The organism is Pseudomonas sp. P2S-1 (assembly GCF_057197725.1).
Map to the genome: position 1 here is coordinate 3,084,765 of NZ_CM170068.1, position 20,826 is coordinate 3,105,590.

Sequence of the window (20,826 nt, forward strand, 5' to 3'; positions counted from 1 at the left end):
ACTTTTGACTTCGGCCAGGGAGCGGCATGCGAATGCCCCTTTTTCCTGATCCGTCCCGAAGTCGGGTACACGCCCTGCCGCGGCGCGAGTGCTTTCGAGCCACGCCTGCGCCAGGTGCCTGTCGGACCTTTGGATGGAACGGTGGGCGCCCAAAAGGCGCCTGAACAAACATAGAGAACGTGGAGACACCCATGCACACCGACACAACTCGCGAGAACCCGCAGGCCAAGGCGCCGCAGGCCGCCGATTCGACTCAGGATCTGGCAGCGACCGCCCCTGGCCAACTGCGCGTGATCAAGCGTAACGGCACTGTCGTTCCGTACACCGACGACAAGATCACCGTAGCCATCACCAAAGCGTTCCTCGCAGTTGAGGGCGGCACCGCTGCCGCCTCGTCGCGCATCCACGACACCGTCGCGCGTCTGACCGAACAGGTCACCGCCACCTTCAAGCGCCGCATGCCGTCCGGCGGCACCATCCATATCGAAGAAATCCAGGACCAGGTCGAACTGGCCCTGATGCGTGCCGGCGAGCAGAAAGTCGCCCGTGACTACGTGATCTACCGCGAGCAGCGTTCCCGCGAGCGTGCCACCCGTGGCAACAATGGCGACGCCGCCGTGCAGCCGCACCCGAGCATCCGCATCACCCTGGCCGACGGCAGCCTCGCGCCGCTGGACATGAACCGCCTGAACACCATCATCTCCGAGGCCTGCGAAGGCCTGGCCGAAGTCGATGGCGACCTGATCCAGCGCGAAACCCTGAAGAACCTGTACGACGGCGTGGCCATCAAGGACGTCAACACCGCCCTGGTGATGACCGCCCGTACCCTGGTCGAGCGCGAGCCGAACTACTCGTTCGTCACCGCCCGCCTGCTGATGGACACCCTGCGCGCCGAAGCCCTGGGCTTCCTCGAAGTCACCGACAGCGCCACCCACCACGAAATGGCCGACCTGTACGCCAAGGCACTGCCGGCCTACATCGCCAAGGGCGTGGAATTCGAACTGCTCGACCCGGCCCTGGCCGGCTTCGACCTGGACCGCATGGGCCAGGCGATCAACCACGAGCGCGACCAGCAGTTCACCTACCTGGGCCTGCAGACCCTCTACGACCGCTACTTCATCCACAAGGATGGCGTGCGCTTCGAACTGCCGCAGGTGTTCTTCATGCGCGTCGCCATGGGCCTGGCCCTCGGCGAGAAAGACCGTGAAGCCCGTGCGATCGAGTTCTACAACCTGCTGTCGTCCTTCGACTACATGGCCTCGACCCCGACCCTGTTCAACGCCGGTACCCTGCGTCCACAGCTGTCGAGCTGCTACCTGACCACCGTTCCGGACGACCTGTCGGGCATCTACCACGCGATCCACGACAACGCCATGCTGTCGAAATTCGCCGGTGGCCTGGGCAACGACTGGACCCCGGTGCGTGCCCTGGGCTCCTACATCAAGGGCACCAACGGCAAGTCGCAAGGCGTCGTGCCGTTCCTGAAAGTGGTCAACGACACCGCCGTCGCGGTCAACCAGGGCGGCAAGCGCAAGGGCGCGGTCTGCGCCTACCTGGAAACCTGGCACCTCGACATCGAAGAATTCATCGAGCTGCGCAAGAACACCGGTGACGATCGTCGTCGTACCCACGACATGAACACCGCCAACTGGATCCCTGACCTGTTCATGAAGCGCGTCTTCGAAGACGGCAAGTGGACCCTGTTCTCGCCATCGGAAGTGCCGGACCTGCACGACCTGACCGGCAAGGCCTTCGAAGAGCGCTACGAGTACTACGAAGCCCTGACCGAGTACAACAAGATCAAGGTGTTCAAGACCCTCCAGGCCAAGGACCTGTGGCGCAAGATGCTCTCGATGCTGTTCGAGACCGGCCACCCATGGCTGACCTTCAAGGATCCGTGCAACCTGCGCAGCCCGCAGCAGCACGTGGGCGTGGTCCACAGCTCGAACCTGTGCACCGAGATCACCCTGAACACCAACAAGGACGAGATCGCGGTCTGCAACCTGGGCTCGATCAACCTGCCGAACCACATCGTCGACGGCAAGCTCGACCACGCCAAGCTGCAACGCACCGTGCACACCGCCGTGCGCATGCTGGATAACGTGATCGACATCAACTACTACTCCGTGCCGCAGGCGCGCAACTCGAACATGAAGCACCGTCCGGTCGGCCTGGGCATCATGGGCTTCCAGGACGCGCTGTACCTGCAGCACATCGCCTACGGGTCCGACGCCGCCGTCGAGTTCGCCGACCGTTCCATGGAAGCGGTCAGCTACTTCGCCATCCAGGCCTCCTGTGACCTGGCCGACGAGCGCGGTGCCTACGAGACCTTCCAGGGTTCGCTGTGGTCCAAGGGCATCCTGCCGCTGGACTCGCAACAGATCCTGATCGAAGCCCGTGGCGCCAAATACATCGACGTCAACCTGGACGAGACCCTGGACTGGGCACCGGTCCGTGAGCGCGTACAAAAAGGTATCCGTAACTCGAACATCATGGCCATCGCGCCGACCGCGACCATCGCCAACATCACCGGCGTGTCGCAGTCCATCGAGCCGACCTACCAGAACCTGTACGTGAAATCGAACCTGTCCGGCGAATTCACCGTGATCAACCCGTACCTGGTTCGCGACCTCAAGGCCCGCGGCCTGTGGGACTCGGTCATGATCAACGACCTGAAGTACTACGACGGTTCCGTGCAGCAGATCGAGCGTATCCCGCAAGAGCTGAAAGACCTGTACGCCACGGCGTTCGAAGTGGAAACCAAGTGGATCGTCGACGCTGCCAGCCGTCGCCAGAAGTGGATCGACCAGGCGCAGTCGCTGAACCTGTACATCGCCGGCGCTTCGGGCAAGAAGCTCGACGTGACCTACCGCATGGCCTGGTACCGTGGTCTGAAGACCACCTACTACCTCCGTGCCCTGGCCGCGACCAGCACCGAGAAGTCGACCATCACCACCGGCAAGCTCAACGCCGTGTCCAGTGGTGGCGACAGCAGCGCCCCGGTCCAGGCCAAGGCCGCACCGGCCGCAGAACCGGCTCCAGCGCCAGTGCCGAAGGCCTGCGCCATCGACGAGCCGGACTGCGAGGCCTGCCAGTAAGGTGAATCGAGGCGTCCTGCGGGGCGCCTCGTTGCCTGGGCCAGAAACAACAAAACCGAAGCCTGCGCTTCGGCACTCAGATTTTGCGTGCACTGCTGTACCCCGACGCAAGCAACGCAACCAAGATCCACCGGCCATACTTTGAACATGGCCCTCAAGCAGGAGACCCCACCATGCTGAGCTGGGACGAATTCGACAAAGAAGACGGCGAAGCCGTCGCCAAGACCGGCGCTGCCGGCCACTCCGCTGCTGCCGGCATCGACAAGCTGGACAGCGCCGGTGGCGCTGCCGCCCTCGAAGCCCGCGCCGTCACCTCCAACGACTCGGCCGCAGTGATGCGCGCCAAGGCGGCCCTGGACGAACTGGACATCGCCGAAGGCCTGGCCGAGCTGGAAGGCTCCGCTGCCCGTGTCGCGGTTGACGAAAAGCGCATGATCAACTGCCGCGCCGACCTCAACCAACTGGTCCCGTTCAAGTACGACTGGGCCTGGCAGAAGTACCTGGACGGTTGCGCCAACCACTGGATGCCGCAAGAGGTCAACATGACCGCGGACATCGCCCTGTGGAAAAGCCCGGAAGGCCTGACCGACGACGAGCGTCGCATCGTCATGCGCAACCTTGGCTTCTTCTCCACTGCCGACTCCCTGGTTGCCAACAACCTCGCGCTGGCCGTGTACCGCCTGATCACCAACCCCGAGTGCCGCCAGTACATCCTGCGCCAGGCCTTCGAGGAAGCGATCCACACCCACGCCTACCAGTACTGCATCGAATCGCTGGGCATGGATGAAGGCGAGATCTTCAACATGTACCACGAGATCCCGTCGGTCGCGAAAAAGGCCGCCTGGGGCCTGCGCTACACCCGCGCGATCTCCGACCCGGAATTCGACACCGGCACCGTCGAGACCGACAAGGAACTGCTGCGCAACCTGATCGCCTACTACTGCGTCCTGGAAGGCATCTTCTTCTACTGCGGCTTCACCCAGATCCTCTCCATGGGTCGCCGCAACAAGATGACGGGCGTGGCCGAGCAGTTCCAGTACATCCTGCGTGACGAGTCCATGCACCTGAACTTCGGTATCGACGTGATCAACCAGATCAAGATCGAAAACCCGCACCTGTGGGATGCCGAGATGAAGGAAGAAGCCACGCAGATGATCCTGCAGGGCACCCAGCTGGAGATCGAATACGCCCGTGACACCATGCCACGCGGCGTGCTGGGCATGAACGCGGCGATGATGGAGGATTACCTCAAGTTCATCGCCAACCGTCGTCTGTCGCAGATTGGTCTGAAGGAAGAGTATCCGGGGACCACCAACCCGTTCCCTTGGATGAGCGAGATCATGGACTTGAAGAAGGAGAAGAACTTCTTTGAGACTCGGGTGATCGAGTATCAGACGGGTGGGGCGTTGAGCTGGGATTGATTGGCTCGCATCACACTGCTCTATGGAAAAGGCTGCCTTCGGGCAGCCTTTTTTCTTGCTCCAAAAAGTGCTTCAAACGCAAACGCAAACGCAAACGCCAGCTTCCCGAAGCATCATTATGCTACCATCTTATCCTGAATCATTAGGGACGATGACGTATGAAGAAAGCAATTAAAGAGAGAAAGGAAAAACTTTCAATATATTTGATTAAGAAACCAACACCACCTGACAACATACTTCTCAAACTGGAAAATACTCAATCACCCATTGATCTTGAAGTAAAAGATCTTGAGCATGCCAGACTTTATATAAAAAGACCTCCTCCAGATCATTCTCCACCTTGGACACGCCTATTCACCTCGAGGAATGAAGTCCGGGAAAACTGCTTTGGTAACTCATCATCTGTAGGAGCCGTTTTTTTAGCCACTATAAATAGCTATAAATTCATACTCTCCTTTGGCACCGGCCACCACTTAATAAATGAAGAATGCATTGAGCGCGACTTCGGGCTAAAAGTGACCTTGAACTCAGTAGAGCCAGAAAAACTTAGAAGTCTAGATAAAGCAAGTTATGATCACAATCCTTTAAACTACAGGACCCAGAGCACAAGGGAAGTCGACATCTTCGACCTTCACATGAACTCCGAAGTTGAGATGCTATATGCCGTAACGGGCGCTTCATCGGTGAAGTCTTTTGGCAGCCATGTGACCGGGAGGGATGCACTCACAATAATCGTCTCTGCAACTCTAGATTCTCTAAGTGATATTCTCACTGAAGCAATCTTGAGATACGAGCAGAAACTCCCTGAAGCTTTTGAATGGGTAGATAACATTTCTAAGGTACGAGACTCTGACGAAATAGAAATATTAGACATGGAGCTCCAAGAAAAAATCGAGACAAATAATCTTTCAAATATTTGGTTAGGCGAACCAGAAATAGTTGACTGGGAAAATCATATTGGTTATTCATTCGACCTCTACTCACGAACCGAAAGACATGTAGTCCTCAATCTTGATGACCTAACCAACTATCTAGCAAGTAAAAGCCAGCCGCTCAGCATCGAGAGCATTAAACAAACACCTATACACATAAACAACAACGAATACCAAGCTGTTAAAAATTGGCCGGCTTACCGATGCCTCTATGCAGAGGTGGATTACGGAAGTGAGAAATATATATTGAGAAATGGCGTTTGGCATAGAGTAAACCAAAGCTTCATAAGCCGAATCGATCAACAACTTGAGAAAATTCCAAGTTACTGCCATTCCCTCCCCGACTACAATCACGACAGAGAAGAAGAATACAATGACCACCTTGCGTCAGCAGACTCCTCATTCAACTTGCTCGATAAGAAAAATGTTAAATTCGGTGGATCTTATGACAAAATGGAGTTTTGCGACTTAATAAAAAACGGAACAGACCTCATACACGTGAAATACTATCGAAGCTCAAGCACACTAAGCCATCTCTTCTCGCAAGGGTGTGTTTCAGCAGAAGCATTCATTGTAGACCCTTACTTCAGGGAGAAGTTAAATTCAAAGCTACCTGAAAGCATAAAACTTCTGGACCCAGCGGTACGACCAGACCCTAATAGGTACGAAATTGTTTACGCTATCGCAACCACCAAAAACCTTCCCAGCGAGCTTCCATTTTTTTCAAAAGTAACACTAAAAAATGCCATACGAACACTTCACGGATTAAACTATAAAGTTTCTATAGCCGCCATCGCGGTAGACCCGAGAATTTTAATAAAGAAAAAAATAAAACCCAAGCAACCATAAAAATAATTTAATTAAACCCTTAATGAATTCTACTTTTAATACTTGAGCTCTCACACAGTGATGCTCCACTCGCGAAATGAATGGTTCTTCCATCGCTGGTAGACCAATCACGGCTATTACCTGAAAACTTACTTTCTTCGCCCGCTGCGACCACACTCATCCCTCTCTGGCTCAAGCCCTAGGCGTGGTTATGCGTTCGCAAACTCTTTTGGCTGCACCACCGGAATGGCTGAAAAGCCTCAAGAACGCTTATCAGTTCCGAGAACAATGGCTTTTCAAACGTCAGCATGTCCCATTTGTGGCGGTTCCCGGCGGCTGTATACCTGTACTTTTCTTACTGAAACAGTCGGAGACCGCGCGGTTCTAGGCGCTGCGCAATCCAGTGCCTGGCAAAACGATGAGAATCCGGTTGTGTACACAACGAAACGAATTCAACGAATGGCGGCCGAGAAAGGAAGGCGAACTCAGCGGCTGGAGCACGCTAGCGTTCCTCCTAAAGGCTGCCCATGGAAGCTCAAGGAGGAGCTTTTCTCCTGCTCTGAAGTTTCTGAAATTTCCTACATAACTCTGCCTTGACTCCCGAGTCCGCGCCTTCTAATTTGGCTACCGGCGCCTAAGAAACGCCACACACGGCGGTACATCCGCTCCCGACAGATGCGGCTTTTTTTTGCCTGTGGTTTACTGCTGCGCGCGAAAAACTCTGTTATGTCGGGAGTGGACTAATACAAGACCCGCAAGGGGAATACGTCCGGCCTACCGTGTGAGGTTTCTTAACTCCCGACGCCCAGCCCTAAGAAAGCTGTCATCACACGGAGATTTATGGAATGCCTGACACAGCAGATGCTCACAGACCTTTCGCGGACGCAACCTGCTTTCCTATTTGTGCTCCTTTCCCCGGAGGCCAGCCATGACTGATCTCCACGAACCAACGCTCTTCACCCGCCACAACCGCCCTCTCCATACCCTCTGGCTCGAATCCCAGGCCTGGTTCTGCGCCCGCGAACTCGGTCGCCTGATGGGGCGCTTCGTGGATGAGCGCTGTATCGGCCGGCTCGATCCGGATCAGTGGCGTACGCTGAAGCTGCTGCGCTATGGCCGGGAGGTGGAGGCGCTGATGGTCAGTGAGTCCGGGGCCTATACGTTGCTGGCGCATCACTATGTGCCGGAGAACCGGTCGTTGCGACATTGGCTGACCCATGAGGTGGTGGCGGTGTTGCGGGATGGGCAGGAAGCGGCTGGGGATGATGGGCCGAGGTTGGGGCAGATGCGCTGGGGTGGGGCGCGGGTGGTGAGTTTGTTGTACTGGCAGAGCGAGCCTTGGGTGAGGTTGCGGGATATGCCGGTGGTGGTGGATGAGGTGGGGCCTGACCTGCGGGAGACTCGGTGGCGCGGGTGGGTGGGGCGGGTTTTGCGGTTTTGAAGTCAGCTATAGGGTGAGGGCATTGCGCGGTCCCTGTGGGAGCTGGCTTGCCAGCGATTGCGGTAGTGAGCCCACCATCGTAATCGCTGGCAAGCCAGCTCCCACAGGGACCGCGTGCGCCGCATCACCTGTGACAGCCGCCAAAAAGTCATTTCTTAAGAGCTGCTATAGTTAGCCTTAACGTGATTAAGCCATGCTAAAAGAGCTCTTATGATTAGCGTTTTTCCCCTCGCCTGCGCCGACAGGCTAGAGAAAATAGGTCTTTTGGTCAGGACCAGGCGCCTACAAAGGAAAATCCGGCAGAAAGACCTGGCTGCGCAGACTGGGTTGTCGACTGCAACGCTGAGCAAGATCGAATCCGGCGCACCGAATGTCGAGATGCGCAGCTACATGACCGCCCTGTGGCATCTGGGTCTGCTGGACGATGCTTTTCAGGATCCTGGCGTTCCCGTCGTACCTCCACGTGTGACGGAACACCGGGTTCGGCTGCGTAAAGTCTCGGAAAAAGACTTCTGAAAAGTACGACTTGAAGGGGCTAATCGCTGCACACCTCGGTCTGATGGCCGACGCAGTTCAGGTAGGAGCGTGGCTTGCCCGCGAAGGGCCGCAAAGCGGCCCCAAAACCTGCCACGCCGAGCATCTGGGACACTGAGGCCAACCAGGCGCTGAATCCAGAAAACCATTCACTAGCCAGTTCGTGCTGGATGGTTTTGGGGCCGCTGTGCGGCCCTTCGCGGGCAAGCCACGCTCCTACAAGTCCTGCGCAGAGTCGGCATCTGGGCTTGGACGATAGATGTGTAGATACCCATGCTCATCGCTGGCAAGCCAGCTCCCACAGGGTCCGTACCGAACACAAACCCTGTGGCTGACTCGGGTGTTCCAGCCTCACTTCCTGGCATCAATAAACGGCATGGTCCCACCCGGCAGCACGGTGGTCGGCAGCTTGCCGTCCCAGCGTTCGGCCTTGGTCAGTTCGACCAGGTTCTGGTTACTGGCCAGCGCTTTCGCTCGCACTTCGATCGCCGCCGCCTCGGCATTGCCGCGCAGCTCGATCGCCTGGGCTTCAGCCTTGGCCTTGGCCAATGCGGCATCCGCTTGAGCCTGGGCCTGGGTGACGCTGATCTGCGCCTGGATCTTCTCGGTCTCCAGTTGCTGCTCGCGGGTTTTCACCGCGACCTCGGCCTTCATGCGCTCTTCGATGGACTTTTCATAGGCATCGCTGAAGTCGATGTTCTCCACCTGGACGCTGTCGATCACCACCGGGCCGGTGACACTCGCCTTGATCGCCTGGGACATCGCCGCCACCAGCTCACCACGCTTCTGCACCGCATTGACCGCCGTGTACTGGCCGAACACGTTTTCCACCTGGGTCGGCACCTGCCGGGCAATGGCGCGGGACAGCAGGCCGTCGAGGTCGCTGTAACCCTTGTAGACATCCGCCACCTCGCCCGGGGTGACATGCCAGGAGACCGACACCACCAGTTGCGCAGCCTGCTGGTCACGGCTGTAGGCCTGCAGACCTTCCCACTTGGACGCCTGGTTCTGGATGGAGATCTCCTTCACCGTGTCGATGAACGGGATCTTCCAGTGCAGGCCCGGCTCCGCCACTTCGATGAAGGCGCCGTTGCGCAGGACGACCCCGCGCTCCTTTTCGTCCACGGTGTAGAAACTGCCGAGGATTGCAGTGAGCAAGGCCAGGCCCAGAACGACGGAAGCACTGGTCGCAATCCAGCGGCGGTTGGGGTTTTGCATCTTCAGTTCCTTTTGAAGGTAAATCGAATGACCTGTCTATTCCGCGTTGCGCGGCAAGGTCGAGCATGCCACGACACACTAGGGTGCGGGCCTGCTTTCTTGCAGAATCGTGTCGTGCCGCTGATTTCAGCGCTTTACGCAGGCGAACAAACCATTCCCGGAGACGCCATCCCACGGCACCAGCTTCTCGTAGTCATGCTCCAGCACATGCACGTCGAAATACGGCGCCAGCAGCTCCCGCAGCTCATCGAATGTCACCGCCACCATCGGGTGCTCGTCATTCCAGACCTGCGTCTCCCCCGCCAACGTGCGCTCGATGTACAGTCGCAACGCTTGGCGCTCACCCTCCCCCGGATAATTCCAGGCCGAGCGGAAAGTGAAGTGCGCATCATCCAGCATCGCGGTGTGAGACACGAACGAACCATTGTCGATCCGCCTCCGGTCCACGCTGTTGAAACAGAACACCCCACCCTCCTCCAACGCCCCATGCACGCTGGCGATACAGGCCTTGAGCCGTTCAACAGAACCGCTGTAGTGCACCGAATAGAGGAAACAGGTAATCAGGTCCACCGGCTCCGCCACGCTGAAACCGCACATGTCACCCAGCGCGAACTGCGCCTCGGGGCAGCGCAACGCCGCCTTGTCGAGCATCGGCTGATTGATATCCAGCCCAGCGCTTTGGTAACCCGCATCGATGAAGTGGCGGACATGCGGCCCGGTCCCGCAGGCGAGGTCGAGGTGGCGCTGGCCGCCATTGCCGAACAACTGCTGCAGACGATGCACGCAGTGGCTTTGCGCGCGATAGTCGATATCGGCGCACATCAGGTCGTAGTAGCCCGACAGGTCGGTGTAGAGAGCATTGCCGGACATGGGCACCTGGGCATTCAAAGGGGTTCGAGGGGGCGGCATTGTAGCCGGAAGCACGGACGAAAAAAGGCCCGGTGAAGCAGAACTTCACCGGGCCTTGGTTTACCTCAGCACATCACCTCAAGCGAGGTCGAAACGGTCCAGGTTCATGACCTTGGTCCAGGCCGCGACGAAGTCCTTGGCGAACTTCTCCTTGGCGTCGCTGCTGGCATAGACCTCGGCGTAAGCCCGCAGGATCGAGTTGGAACCGAACACCAGGTCGTTGCGGGTCGCGGTGTATTTCACTTCACCGGTCTTGCGGTCACGCCCTTCGAAGACTTCGGTGGTCTCGTCCGCCGCTTTCCAGACAGTGTTCATGTCCAGCAGGTTGACGAAGAAGTCGTTGCTCAGCTCACCGACGCGATCCGTGAACACACCGTGCTGGCTGCCATCGAAGTTGGTGCCCAGTACCCGCAGGCCACCCACCAGCGCAGTCAGTTCCGGCGCGGTCAGGGTCAGCAGTTGCGCACGGTCCACCAGCAGCGATTCGGTGGTCGCGGCGCTGCTGCTTGCACGGTAGTTGCGGAAACCATCGGCCAGCGGTTCGAGGAATTCGAAGGACTCGACGTCGGTCTGGTCCTGACGCGCATCGACACGGCCCGGTGCGAACGGCACTTGGACGCTGACACCCGCCGCCTTCGCCGCCTGCTCGACACCGACCACACCGGCCAGCACGATGACGTCAGCCAGCGAGGCCTTGCCCGATGCCTGCTGCACCGCTTTCAGGCGATCCAGGGTACCGGCAGCGATCTGGTTGACCGCCCAGTCCTTCTGCGGCGCCAGGGCCAGGCGTGCACCGTTGGCGCCACCACGCTTGTCACCGCCGCGGAAGGTCGAGGCCGAAGCCCAGGCCACCGAGACCAGTTCACCCACCGACAGGCCGGCCTGGGCGATCTTCGCCTTGAGGTCGGCGATGTCCGCCGCGCTCGGGTTGTGCACCGCCTTGGGCAGCGGGTCTTGCCAGATCAGTTCTTCACGCGGCACTTCCGGACCGAGGTAGCGAGCCACCGGGCCCATGTCGCGGTGGGTCAGCTTGAACCAGGCACGGGCGAAGGCTTCGCTGAAGGCCTGCGGGTCGTTGAGGAAGCGACGGGAAATCTTCTCGAAGCCCGGGTCGAAGCGCATGGTCAGGTCGGTCACCAGCATGGTCGGCCGGCGCTTTTTCGACGGGTCGAACGGGTCAGGCATGATCTCCGGGGCGTCCAGCGCTTCGAACTGGATGGCACCGGCCGGGCTGCGGGTCTGGGTCCATTCGAACTTGAACAGGTTTTCGAAGAAGTTGTTGCTCCACTGGGTCGGGGTCTGCGACCAGATCACTTCCAGGCCGGAAGTGATGGCGTGGGCGCCGACGCCGCTTTCATAGCCACTGGCCCAACCAAGGCCCTGGGACTCGATACCGCCAGCTTCCGGATCGACACCGACATGGCTGGCCGCAGAGGCGCCGTGGGTCTTGCCGAGGGTGTGACCGCCAGCGATCAGGGCGACGATTTCCTCGTCGTCCATGGCCATGTTGCCGAAGGTGGCGCGAATGGCTGCCGCAGCGGAGGCCGGGTCACCACTGGCGTTCGGGCCTTCGGGGTTCACGTAGATCAGGCCCATTTCGGTGGCCGACAGCGGATTCTTGGCCAGGGTTTCCGGGTTGCGGTGGGTCAGCCAGGCTTTCTCGTCGCCCCAGTTGACGTCGTAGTCCGGTTCCCAGACGTCTTCACGCCCGGCACCGAAGCCGAAGGTGCGGAAGCCCGAGGCCTCCAGGGAGACGTTGCCGGCGAGGATGATCAGGTCGGCCCAGGAGATCTTCTGGCCGTACTTCTGCTTGATCGGCCACAGCAGGCGACGGGCCTTGTCCAGGCTGACGTTGTCCGGCCAGGAGTTCAGCGGCGCGAAGCGTTGCTGGCCACGACCGGCGCCACCACGGCCGTCCACGGTGCGGTAGGTACCGGCGCTGTGCCAGGCCATGCGGATGAACAGGCCGCCGTAGCTGCCCCAGTCAGCCGGCCACCAGTCCTGGGAATCGGTCAGGAGCTTCTTCAGATCGGCTTTGAGCGCGGAGTAGTCGAGCTTCTTGAACTCTTCGCGGTAGTTGAATTGTTCCCCGAGCGGATTCGAACGATCCGAGTGCTGGTTGAGCAGGTCCACACGCAGTTGATTCGGCCACCAGTCGCGGTTGCTGGTACCACTGCCGGATGTGTTGTGGAACGGGCACTTACCTTGGTTCGACATTGCTGCTTTCTCCTTTTTCCTCAGCAGACCGGCCCTGTGCTGCGACCGACGATAGGCAAAGACTAAAACGGCAACCTTTATGGAACAAATTTATGAATATTATGGGATCGATAGCGATTTTCTTCTTTGCACCCGATCCGTAAGTTCCATTGCATCGTGGGAAGTCACGACAGGCGGTAAAGGTTGCGGGAGAAAGTAAAGCAGAGCCCCGGACATTCGGGGCTCGCCAACAGGACGAATACGGCTTAGCCGATACTCACCCCGTGCGCTTCGGCCAGCGGTTTGAGACCGCCGGCAAAGCCCTGGCCGATCGCCTTGAACTTGAACTCGTCGTTGTGCCGGTAGAGCTCGCCGAAGATCATCGCGGTCTCGGTGGAGGCGTCTTCGGACAGGTCGTAGCGGGCGATTTCCTTGCCATCCGCCTTGTTCACCACGCGAATGTAGGCGTTGCTCACCTGGCCGAAGGACTGCTTGCGCGCCTCGGCGTCGTGGATGGTGACGGCGAATACCAGTTTCTTCACTTCGGCCGCCAGCCCGGTGAGCTTGACGTTGACCTGCTCGTCGTCACCTTCGCCCTGGCCGGAGCGGTTGTCGCCCTGATGCTCGACGGAGCCGTCGGCGGAGAGCTTGTTGTTGTAGAAGATGAAGCTGGCGTCGCTCAGGACCTTGCCGCTTTCACCGGTGATGAACACCGACGCGTCGAGGTCGAACTCGGTGCCATCGGTGACGCGCGGGTCCCAGCCGAGGCCAACGATGATTTCGCTCAGGCCAGGTGCTTCCTTGGAGAGGGAGACGTTGCCGCCTTTGGACAGACTTACAGCCATGTTGTGTTTCCTTTATGAGTGCTACTGGGGATTGGCCGGCGACTCTTCCTTCTGCGGGAAGATCACGCTGGCGAGGATGCCAAGGGTCAGGACGACCATGACCACCAGCAGGCTGGTGTTCGGGTCGATGCTGATACCGTGGTGGAAGAGATGGTCCGTGGCGTTGAGGCCGAGCTTGGCGGCAATGAAGAACAGCAAGGCGACCACGGCTTTTTCCAGATGGACCAGGTAGCGCTTCAGCGCTTCGAGCACGAAGTACAGGGTGCGCAGGCCGAGAATGGCGAAGAGCATCGCCGAGTAGACGATCAGCGGCTCGCGGCTGACCGCGATCACCGCCGGTACCGAGTCGAAGGCGAACAGCACATCGGACACCTCCACCACTACCAGACAGAGGAACAGCGGCGTGGCGAACAGACCGCCCTTGGCGGCCAGGGTCATGCCCTGGTGCTCCGGTTTGCGAATCTCTACTTCGAGCGTCTTGCGGCTGACGAAGAAGTTGTTGCCATGGAGCTTCGGCCAGACCGGAAAGAGCTTCCTGGCAAAGCGACAGGCGATGTGGTCGGAGTAGTCCTCCTCCTTGTCGTCGTCACCACCGCTCCTGAGCATCATCACCGCCGTCCAGGCCACGATCAGGGCGAAGAGGATCTCGACCCAGGGCCCGAATGCCAGCAGGCCGGTACCGATGACGACGAACACGCCACGGAACACGATGGCGCCGATGATGCCCCAGTACAGGATGCGGTGGCGCAGGCCGTCGGGGACCTTGAACCAGGCGAAGATCGCCATGAAGACGAACAGGTTGTCGACCGAGAGGACCTTCTCCAGGGCATAGCCGGTAACGAACAGGCTGGCCATCTCGGCACCGTGCTGGACGTAGAGGAAGCCGGCGAAAGCCAGGGAAATGGCCACCCAGAACACCGACCAGAGCGAGGCGCGCAGGAGGGTGATGGGTTTGTCGTTCTGGTGGGTGAGCATGTCCAGCAACAGCGCGGCAAGCGCCAGGCCGACGAAGACCGCCATGGTCAGCGGTGGAAAACCGAGAGTCGTTTCCAAGGTGGGCGTTCCTTACAATTGAAAATCGGCCGGGTCCAGGCCCAGCTCCAGGCAGATCAGGCGGCCAACCGCCTTCTCTTTCGCATCGAAGTCGCCATCGGACGCACCGACGGCGCAGACCACCCGCACCAGCAGGCGCGCCTCGCCGTCCTTGCCCTTGATCCTGCCGATAGCCTTCAGGGCCTCGGCCTGGCCGATCTGGAAGTCGAATTCGAACTTGCCGCAAGCCGCGCTGAACACCCCGATCACCTCGTCGAGGTCGAAGACCTTGAGTTCGGCGGAGCCCTTGATGAAGCCGGTCATCTTCAGCTTCTCTTGCGACTTGATCTCGCCGTCGGCTGCGGACATCAGCGCGCAGCCGTTGGCGACGGCCTCCATGAACGTGCGGTTGCGGTACTTCGCGACTTCGGCCGCCAGGGTTCCACGGGCCTTGGCCGCATTGGTTTTAAGCCATTCGAGCATTCAGGTTTTTCCTCGATGGACGGCACCAGGCAGGTCCCGCCCGGTCACTGTCATTTGGAGCCGGCCGTCCAGCGCATGCCCCAGTCATAAGCACGATCCAGGTCCTTGTGGCCCCGGTGGAAATCGATCCGGCGCGACACCTTCGCCGCGCCATCGATGTTTTCCAGCAGGGCGATCGCGCACATGCCGTGGCGCCCGCCCTCCTCGTTCATGCGCACTTCGATGTCCGGCTGGCCGGGGACGTGGAGCGTCACCACGCCGTCGGTGGCCTTCCAGTCCGGCGCGCCCTCGTAGATGTAGGCGAAGATCAGGATCCGCCGGATCTCGCTCCATTTCTGGCCGTTGATATGCAGCCACTCGCCACCCGCCTGCGAGCCGGTACGGTCATCACCCATCAACTTGATGTAGGGTTCGAAAACCAGGTCGCCGAAGCTGTTACCCAGCGCCTGGACCACACCCTTGTAGCCGTCCCGCAGTTCAAACAGGCAACCCAGGTCGAGGTCGACCGCCGTGCTGCGCTTGCCCAGCAGGCCGCCAAACAGGCCTCCCTTGGCTCTTTCAGCGCCAGGGCTGCGGTTCCAGTCCAGGTTGACGCGGATCTCGCCGAAGCCGGTGGGGGACTTGTCCAGGCTGATGCTGGAGCGGGTCTTGTCGAGGGAGACCTTGCTCAGGCTGACGCTTGCCGTCGGGGCCGGAACTGGAGCTGGCGCCGGGGTCGCGATATCGACACCAAAGTGCCGTGCCAGCGGCTCAAGGCCACCGACAAAGCCCTGCCCGACACAGCGCAGTTTCCAGTGGCCCTGACGGCGGTAAAGCTCACCCAGGATCAATGCACTTTCACTCATCCCCCGGGTCGGGATCTGCGCGTCGATGCCACCGGTCACGCTCAGCGCGAGCGTGGCGAGCTGGTCGAAACAGCCTTTGTTCTCGTGAAAGGTGGCGGTCAGGGCGATCTTTTCTACCTGCGGGTCAAGGCGTTGCAGATCGATATCGAACTGCGCCTTGCCGGCAGCGTTGGCGCCGAGCTGCACGGCACCGCCAAGAATGCTGGGCTGGCCGTAGAAACACATGTCGTCATCACCCCGCACCTTGCCGCTGGCGTCGAGGGCGAAGGCCGAGCAATCGAGGTCGATGCCTGGGCTGAAGTGCACGGCAACCCGCAGTTGCCCGCCCGTCACAGCAACGTTGCCACCTGGGGTCAGCGTGCTCATCCGCGCACCGCCTGGACGGCCAGGCTGACCAGGTCGTCCACGGTCCGGCCAAGGGTGCAGCGGCCAATGGCCGTGAAGATCCAGTCGCTGCCGCTGCGGCTCAGGCTGGCCATGACGACACCGGTATGCGCACCTTTTTCCGCCAGGTCGAAGCGCGCCAGCTCTTGCTGCCCACTCTGGTCGACGACGCGGCAACAGGCATTCTCGACCTTGTCGAAGGTCTGCCCGCGAAAGCTGTTCACGGTGAAGACCAGGTGCTGGACCTTGGAGGGCAGACGTTGCAGGTCGACCTGGATCACCTCGTCGTCGCCGTCACCCTCTCCGGTCAGGTTGTCACCGGAGTGACGGACGGCGCCGTCACGGGAGCTCAACTGGCGGAACCACACCAGATCGACCTGCGCCAGCGCGCTGTCCAGCAGAATGCACGACGCGTCGAGGTCGATGGCCGTGCCGCCGCCCAGCATCCGGGAAAAGAGACCTGTCGGCTTGACCGGGTCCCAGCCCAGCCCGAGGCTGACCGCCGTCAGGCCACTGCCGGCAGTTTTTTCCAGGGAAATGCTCTGGTTCTTGCTAAGGGTGAGTGCCATGTTCAGGCTCCATGTCGGTCATTGTTTTTTGTTGCTTGCCGCACAGGCCGCCGGGCTTGAGCCCATGCCACCTGGCGCGTTCGAGAATGTTGAGTGCCCATTGGCAATGGGTGGCCGGCTCGCACATGGCATCGTTGTGGCGGAACACCGCGGGGGCTGCGTCGGTGGTTATCCGGCGCGCGCTGTCGAGGTCTTCGCGGGACACCCGCAGGGCATCCTGGATAACGCCGATCTGGCTGGGATGGATCGCGGTCTTGCCGACCAGGCCATGGGCCAGGTCCAGTGCCAGTTCGTCTTCAAGCAGGCGAGGTGAGCAGAGCTGCTCGAACACCGGCGCGGTCAGGGCGAAGCCCTGGGCCCCCATCACGCCGGCAAGCATCGGTATCACGTAGCCCAGAGGAGTGCTGTAGAGCGTGGTCGCCGGGTTGCGGCGCAGCCCGAGACATGCCAGCAGGTCGTTGCCACCGATGCGCAAGGCGACGATGCGCTGGGCCAGCGTGCTTTTCAGGGCCAGGCCGAGTTCGACCATCGCCCCCGGTTGGTAGACCTCAGCAGTCTCCAGGGTCGGCATCAGGCACAGCCGCGGATCGCTCACCGCAGCGGCCCAGGCCGGTAGCGACACGAGGGTCAGCTTGGGCACGACGAAACCGTCGACATGCGTCATCAGGGGCCAGTCGTTGAGCTGCGCAGCCATCTGCGCATCGCGCGGACGAACGAACAGCAACGGGCCATGTCCACTGCGGCCACCCCGTGCGTCCAGATCCTGCAGAAGAGTACGCAGGCTGGCCAGGCCATGCTCGACATCACCTGCCGACACGGCGTCCTCAAGGCACACGACCAGCGAGCGCAAGCCAGGAATCCGCAGGCCACGGACCACATCCAGCAGATCGCGGCGGGTGGCCGGCATATACAGGGTCGCACCCAGGGCGAAGGGCGAAATCGTGCTCATCGATTCGCGCTCCGGATCAGGGTCAGTGCGCGGTACGGCCCCAGTTCGGTACCCGTCTCCTCGACTGCCACATCCAGGCTGCGGGCCAGGTGCAGGAGCAACTGAACGTCGGGGTCGCGGCGATCACGCACCAACACCCGCTCGGGGACACGCCGCAAGACGGCCCGGGTCGCCTCGGCGATACCGGGCTTCACCCGGTTCGGGTTGTCGATGCGAAAGCGTTCGGAACAGCTAGATACCACCGTGTCAGCCGCCGCCTGCTGGGCTTCGCGCTGCGCGTGCGTCCAAGGCCGGGCCCGCTGGATGGCACCGAGACCATGGCGCTCCGATTCGATGCGCTCGATGAATGCCCGGGTGACGTCATGTCCACGCAGGTGCTCGTACATCAGGCAGCCATGCAGGCCCCCGGCAGCGGGCCAGATCGAGCGCGACAACAGTCCGGATACCGTGGCCCCGAGCAGGCCGGAAGGAATCACCCAATCCTCGGCCGAAGCCGCCATCCAGGCGCGTCCGCAAGGGTCGGCGAGCACCACCAGGCGCGGCCTGCCGGGGAAGCGCGGATCGCCCGCGAGGCTGCGCTCCAGCTCACCGGCAATCGCGCCCTTCCCGGTCCAGCCGTCGACGAAGACGATATTTTCAGCACCATGCGCCAGGACGATGGCCTCTAGCGCTACCTGGTCGATACCCCGGTCACGGACGATGCTGATGCCGTAGTGATGCACCTCGCGTCCCAGGTCCAGCAATGCCCGGCGCAGCAACACACCCAGGGGCAGGCCGGCGCGGACCAGGGACACCAGGACGATGGCCGGACCAACGCAATCGCGGGCCAGGGCCAACGCCAGCCCCTGGACCTCGGCGGCCATGCGTGCACCATTGCGCGCCAGCGCGCTCACGTACAGCTGCTGGTGCAGCTCACCGGGCGCCAGCTCCTGGCCGATCATTTCCGAATAGTGCTTGCGGTTGGTCTGGATCAGGCGTTCCTTTTCCCGCACATCGGTCGCCGGCAGGCACACCGGGCGCAAGAGCACATGCACATCGTCGCGGGCATAGCTGCCGCTTCCCACGGTGTCCAGGGATGGCATCGCATCAGTCACCGAGAAGGCCCTCCACGGCCTGGGCCAACTGGCTGCGCGCCGGGGTCGCCCAGAAATGACAGAGGTCCATGAAGCCGAGATCGGTGATGCTGTCGCCGATGCCCACGACCGGACGATCGCCGTGGCAGGCCCGGTCGCGACGTAGCCACTCGGCTACCGCCAGGCGCTTGCCCAGGCCCACAGGCAGGAACGCCAGGTTGTTGCCGTTGGCATGAACCTGCAGCCCCTCCACCAGGCCGAGCTCCCGGGCCCGCGCCAGCACCCCGGCAAGCACGCCATCGTCGTTGCCGTTGTGCTTGGTCACCACGTAGTGATGCAGGCCGGCCTCCCCCGCCACCCAGCTACGCAGCGAATGGCCCAGTTTCTCGCCGATGCACAGCAGGGTTTCACTGAGCAACGGCAAGCGCGCCTGTACTGTGTTCAGGGCCTCGCTCATCTGCCCCTGCCAGTCGCTGTCCAGCGAGCCGTCGGCATGCAGCAGGCTCCCGCCGTGGGAGCAGATCGCGCCGTGACGAAATGGCAGTCTGACCCGGCTGCAGGCCTCGCGGCTGCGGGCAGTGACCGGCACGACATCGGCGCAGGACAGCAACCAGCGAACCCACTGGTCCTGTACCGGATTCATGAAACCGTTGGGCTGCCCCTGCACATCCAGGCTGGCGACAATCCGTGGCTCGCCTTCGGGCATCTTGCGGGCGGTCTGGAACAGGGTGTCGTCGAGGTCGACGAATATCAGCGGGCGCTCAGTGACCATCGACGATCACCTCGGCGCCCAGCAACCCGACCAGCTCGGCGGATACCGCCGCGGCAGGCGTTTCGCTGCACAGCAGGACCCGGTCGAACTGACCGGGGCGCACGTTGTAGAGGAAGTTGGGAATCCCCTGGCCATAGTTGTCAGGGAACGACAGCGCATGCCCGATGGCATGCCCCAGGGCGATCGGCGAACGACTGGTCGCGCTGAAATGCACCTCGGCTCCCGCCCGCTCCAGGCGCTCGGCCAGCAGGAAGGGGCGCCAGACGAACTCGCCGGTACCGAGCACCAGGACTTTCTCGCCAGCCTGGACCTGCAGGCCCGGCACCAGGCTGTCGTCGACATGGCGCACGCCCAGGCGCCCCCAGTCGTTGCGCGGGTCGATGGGCCACTCACCCACGGACACCGCAGCGACCTCGGGCATGTCCGGCAAGGCAGCCACCGGATCTTCATGGAAACGGTATGCGCCCTTTACCAGCGAGACGCTGCTCACCCCGCCGCCGATCGCATCGCCAACCGCCCCTGCGGACCAGTCCGTCAGTACGCAGGTGACCACCCGCTCGATCCGTGACAGGCCGGCGCCGACCAGGGCCCGGTGCAGGTTGACGAAGGTCTTGCCGGTGGAGATTTCGTCATCCACCAGGATCAGCGAACGGGCGGACAGTACCGCTTCGCGAAGCCCCGGGTCATCGGGCAGGTGGATCAGGTGGGCGCTGGCGTGGCTGTGCTCCTCCTCGAAACGACAGAGCAGTTCGCCACCCAACGGGTGCCGGGTAGTGACAAGATAGACGCTGTCGCCACGGCGCTTGCTGTAGGCACGGTGCACGCCGGCACCGAGCCCGACGGCAGTTTCCGCCAGGCCCAGGACCAGCACCGGACCGGGCAGGTCGGCGGGAATCCCCGCCGCCAGGCGTTCGAAGCTGGCCGCCATGACTGCGGGCCGTACCGGAACATGCCGACCCAGCACCCGGGAAACGAAGAGGAACGCGCGCCGGGGATTGCGCCGCTCGGCGATGCCGAAAAGGGCGTGCGCCGAGTCCGCGTCGCCATCGACGAAGACCTCCAGCAACCCGCGCTTGAGCCGGGTGCCAAGGGTGGGAGCGACTGCGTTGGTGTCCATACGGCTTCCTGTTGGAGATGACGCACTGGCGGCGTTCATTCGGGCGAACAGGGTAAGCCGTATGCCCTTGGACGGGCCGTAGGACGATTCCGCAAGACAGTGGCGAAAAGGGGATTTTCGTGGGGACCGCCTCCCCGGTAACGGTCCCGGGGATAAACATCGTCCGCCAGGGCAAGGCCG

General features: G+C 61.2%; 17 protein-coding genes. 5 read left to right on the top strand and 12 right to left on the bottom strand.

The genetic code is table 11. The features are described 5' to 3' along the window. Positions 1-191 precede the first annotated feature (191 nt). The 5 genes from AC2CQI_RS13545 to AC2CQI_RS13565 all read left to right on the top strand — a co-directional run bounded on the left by AC2CQI_RS13545 (position 192) and on the right by AC2CQI_RS13565 (position 8,236). Complete coding sequence (locus AC2CQI_RS13545) at positions 192-3,098, top strand: ribonucleoside-diphosphate reductase subunit alpha (RefSeq protein ID WP_075803676.1); 2,907 nt, start codon at positions 192-194, stop codon at positions 3,096-3,098. A 173-nt stretch (positions 3,099-3,271) separates the two neighbouring features. Next, positions 3,272-4,519 carry a ribonucleotide-diphosphate reductase subunit beta gene (locus AC2CQI_RS13550; RefSeq protein WP_484580433.1) on the top strand — a complete coding sequence of 416 codons (1,248 nt, stop codon included), beginning with the start codon at positions 3,272-3,274 and terminating at the stop codon, positions 4,517-4,519. Between the two features lie 158 nt (positions 4,520-4,677). Further along, the gene (locus AC2CQI_RS13555) at positions 4,678-6,300 is read left to right on the top strand and encodes a TIGR04141 family sporadically distributed protein (RefSeq protein WP_484580434.1); all 1,623 of its coding nucleotides are present in this window, start codon (positions 4,678-4,680) and stop codon (positions 6,298-6,300) included. Between the two features lie 907 nt (positions 6,301-7,207). Next, positions 7,208-7,720 (top strand): BRO-N domain-containing protein, encoded by a 513-nt coding sequence (locus AC2CQI_RS13560; RefSeq protein ID WP_484580435.1) that lies wholly within the window; start codon positions 7,208-7,210, stop codon positions 7,718-7,720. A gap of 210 nt (positions 7,721-7,930) precedes the next feature. Then, the gene (locus AC2CQI_RS13565) at positions 7,931-8,236 is read left to right on the top strand and encodes a helix-turn-helix domain-containing protein (protein ID WP_484580436.1); all 306 of its coding nucleotides are present in this window, start codon (positions 7,931-7,933) and stop codon (positions 8,234-8,236) included. Between the two features lie 369 nt (positions 8,237-8,605). Here the strand turns inward: AC2CQI_RS13565 and AC2CQI_RS13570 are convergent, their stop codons facing one another. The 12 genes from AC2CQI_RS13570 to AC2CQI_RS13625 form a co-directional block, all read right to left on the bottom strand. Then, a complete protein-coding gene (locus AC2CQI_RS13570; RefSeq protein ID WP_075803673.1) occupies positions 8,606-9,472 on the bottom strand; it encodes a prohibitin family protein in 867 nt (288 codons plus the stop codon). A gap of 126 nt (positions 9,473-9,598) precedes the next feature. Continuing rightward, entirely contained in the window at positions 9,599-10,342 is a 744-nt protein-coding gene (locus AC2CQI_RS13575) for a class I SAM-dependent DNA methyltransferase (RefSeq protein ID WP_484580437.1), read from the bottom strand. A gap of 117 nt (positions 10,343-10,459) precedes the next feature. Next, positions 10,460-12,598 carry a catalase/peroxidase HPI gene (gene katG / locus AC2CQI_RS13580; protein WP_075803672.1) on the bottom strand — a complete coding sequence of 713 codons (2,139 nt, stop codon included), beginning with the start codon at positions 12,596-12,598 and terminating at the stop codon, positions 10,460-10,462. A 245-nt stretch (positions 12,599-12,843) separates the two neighbouring features. Next, positions 12,844-13,422 carry a TerD family protein gene (locus AC2CQI_RS13585; RefSeq protein WP_484580438.1) on the bottom strand — a complete coding sequence of 193 codons (579 nt, stop codon included), beginning with the start codon at positions 13,420-13,422 and terminating at the stop codon, positions 12,844-12,846. A gap of 21 nt (positions 13,423-13,443) precedes the next feature. Next, complete coding sequence (locus AC2CQI_RS13590) at positions 13,444-14,442, bottom strand: TerC/Alx family metal homeostasis membrane protein (RefSeq protein WP_484580617.1); 999 nt, start codon at positions 14,440-14,442, stop codon at positions 13,444-13,446. Between the two features lie 45 nt (positions 14,443-14,487). Continuing rightward, on the bottom strand, positions 14,488-14,937 hold the full coding sequence (locus tag AC2CQI_RS13595) for a tellurite resistance TerB family protein (RefSeq protein WP_484580439.1): 450 nt from the start codon (positions 14,935-14,937) through the stop codon (positions 14,488-14,490). A 50-nt stretch (positions 14,938-14,987) separates the two neighbouring features. After that, positions 14,988-16,148, bottom strand: coding sequence for a TerD family protein (locus AC2CQI_RS13600; protein WP_484580440.1), 1,161 nt, complete (start codon positions 16,146-16,148; stop codon positions 14,988-14,990). Beyond that, entirely contained in the window at positions 16,145-16,735 is a 591-nt protein-coding gene (locus AC2CQI_RS13605) for a TerD family protein (RefSeq protein WP_075803667.1), read from the bottom strand. The genes AC2CQI_RS13600 and AC2CQI_RS13605 overlap by 4 nt, the downstream gene beginning before the upstream one ends. Continuing rightward, a complete protein-coding gene (locus AC2CQI_RS13610) occupies positions 16,719-17,684 on the bottom strand; it encodes an HpcH/HpaI aldolase/citrate lyase family protein (RefSeq protein WP_484580441.1) in 966 nt (321 codons plus the stop codon). The genes AC2CQI_RS13605 and AC2CQI_RS13610 overlap by 17 nt, the downstream gene beginning before the upstream one ends. Next, positions 17,681-18,778 (bottom strand): cysteine protease StiP domain-containing protein, encoded by a 1,098-nt coding sequence (locus tag AC2CQI_RS13615; protein ID WP_484580442.1) that lies wholly within the window; start codon positions 18,776-18,778, stop codon positions 17,681-17,683. Before AC2CQI_RS13615 ends, AC2CQI_RS13610 begins: the two co-directional genes overlap by 4 nt. Beyond that, entirely contained in the window at positions 18,771-19,529 is a 759-nt protein-coding gene (locus AC2CQI_RS13620) for an HAD family hydrolase (protein WP_484580443.1), read from the bottom strand. Before AC2CQI_RS13620 ends, AC2CQI_RS13615 begins: the two co-directional genes overlap by 8 nt. Next, positions 19,519-20,646 (bottom strand): phosphoribosyltransferase domain-containing protein, encoded by a 1,128-nt coding sequence (locus AC2CQI_RS13625; RefSeq protein WP_484580444.1) that lies wholly within the window; start codon positions 20,644-20,646, stop codon positions 19,519-19,521. Before AC2CQI_RS13625 ends, AC2CQI_RS13620 begins: the two co-directional genes overlap by 11 nt. Positions 20,647-20,826 lie beyond the last annotated feature (180 nt).

Coding starts and splice junctions, on each gene's coding strand:
- AC2CQI_RS13555 (WP_484580434.1), top strand. CDS start 4,678: ATGAAGAAAGCAATTAAAGAGAGAAAGGAAAAACTTTCAATATATTTG.
- AC2CQI_RS13610 (WP_484580441.1), bottom strand. CDS start 17,684: ATGAGCACGATTTCGCCCTTCGCCCTGGGTGCGACCCTGTATATGCCG.
- AC2CQI_RS13575 (WP_484580437.1), bottom strand. CDS start 10,342: ATGTCCGGCAATGCTCTCTACACCGACCTGTCGGGCTACTACGACCTG.
- AC2CQI_RS13560 (WP_484580435.1), top strand. CDS start 7,208: ATGACTGATCTCCACGAACCAACGCTCTTCACCCGCCACAACCGCCCT.
- katG (WP_075803672.1), bottom strand. CDS start 12,598: ATGTCGAACCAAGGTAAGTGCCCGTTCCACAACACATCCGGCAGTGGT.
- AC2CQI_RS13550 (WP_484580433.1), top strand. CDS start 3,272: ATGCTGAGCTGGGACGAATTCGACAAAGAAGACGGCGAAGCCGTCGCC.
- AC2CQI_RS13590 (WP_484580617.1), bottom strand. CDS start 14,442: ATGGCGGTCTTCGTCGGCCTGGCGCTTGCCGCGCTGTTGCTGGACATG.
- AC2CQI_RS13620 (WP_484580443.1), bottom strand. CDS start 19,529: ATGGTCACTGAGCGCCCGCTGATATTCGTCGACCTCGACGACACCCTG.
- AC2CQI_RS13570 (WP_075803673.1), bottom strand. CDS start 9,472: ATGCAAAACCCCAACCGCCGCTGGATTGCGACCAGTGCTTCCGTCGTT.
- AC2CQI_RS13605 (WP_075803667.1), bottom strand. CDS start 16,735: ATGGCACTCACCCTTAGCAAGAACCAGAGCATTTCCCTGGAAAAAACT.
- AC2CQI_RS13600 (WP_484580440.1), bottom strand. CDS start 16,148: ATGAGCACGCTGACCCCAGGTGGCAACGTTGCTGTGACGGGCGGGCAA.
- AC2CQI_RS13565 (WP_484580436.1), top strand. CDS start 7,931: ATGATTAGCGTTTTTCCCCTCGCCTGCGCCGACAGGCTAGAGAAAATA.
- AC2CQI_RS13625 (WP_484580444.1), bottom strand. CDS start 20,646: ATGGACACCAACGCAGTCGCTCCCACCCTTGGCACCCGGCTCAAGCGC.
- AC2CQI_RS13595 (WP_484580439.1), bottom strand. CDS start 14,937: ATGCTCGAATGGCTTAAAACCAATGCGGCCAAGGCCCGTGGAACCCTG.
- AC2CQI_RS13545 (WP_075803676.1), top strand. CDS start 192: ATGCACACCGACACAACTCGCGAGAACCCGCAGGCCAAGGCGCCGCAG.
- AC2CQI_RS13585 (WP_484580438.1), bottom strand. CDS start 13,422: ATGGCTGTAAGTCTGTCCAAAGGCGGCAACGTCTCCCTCTCCAAGGAA.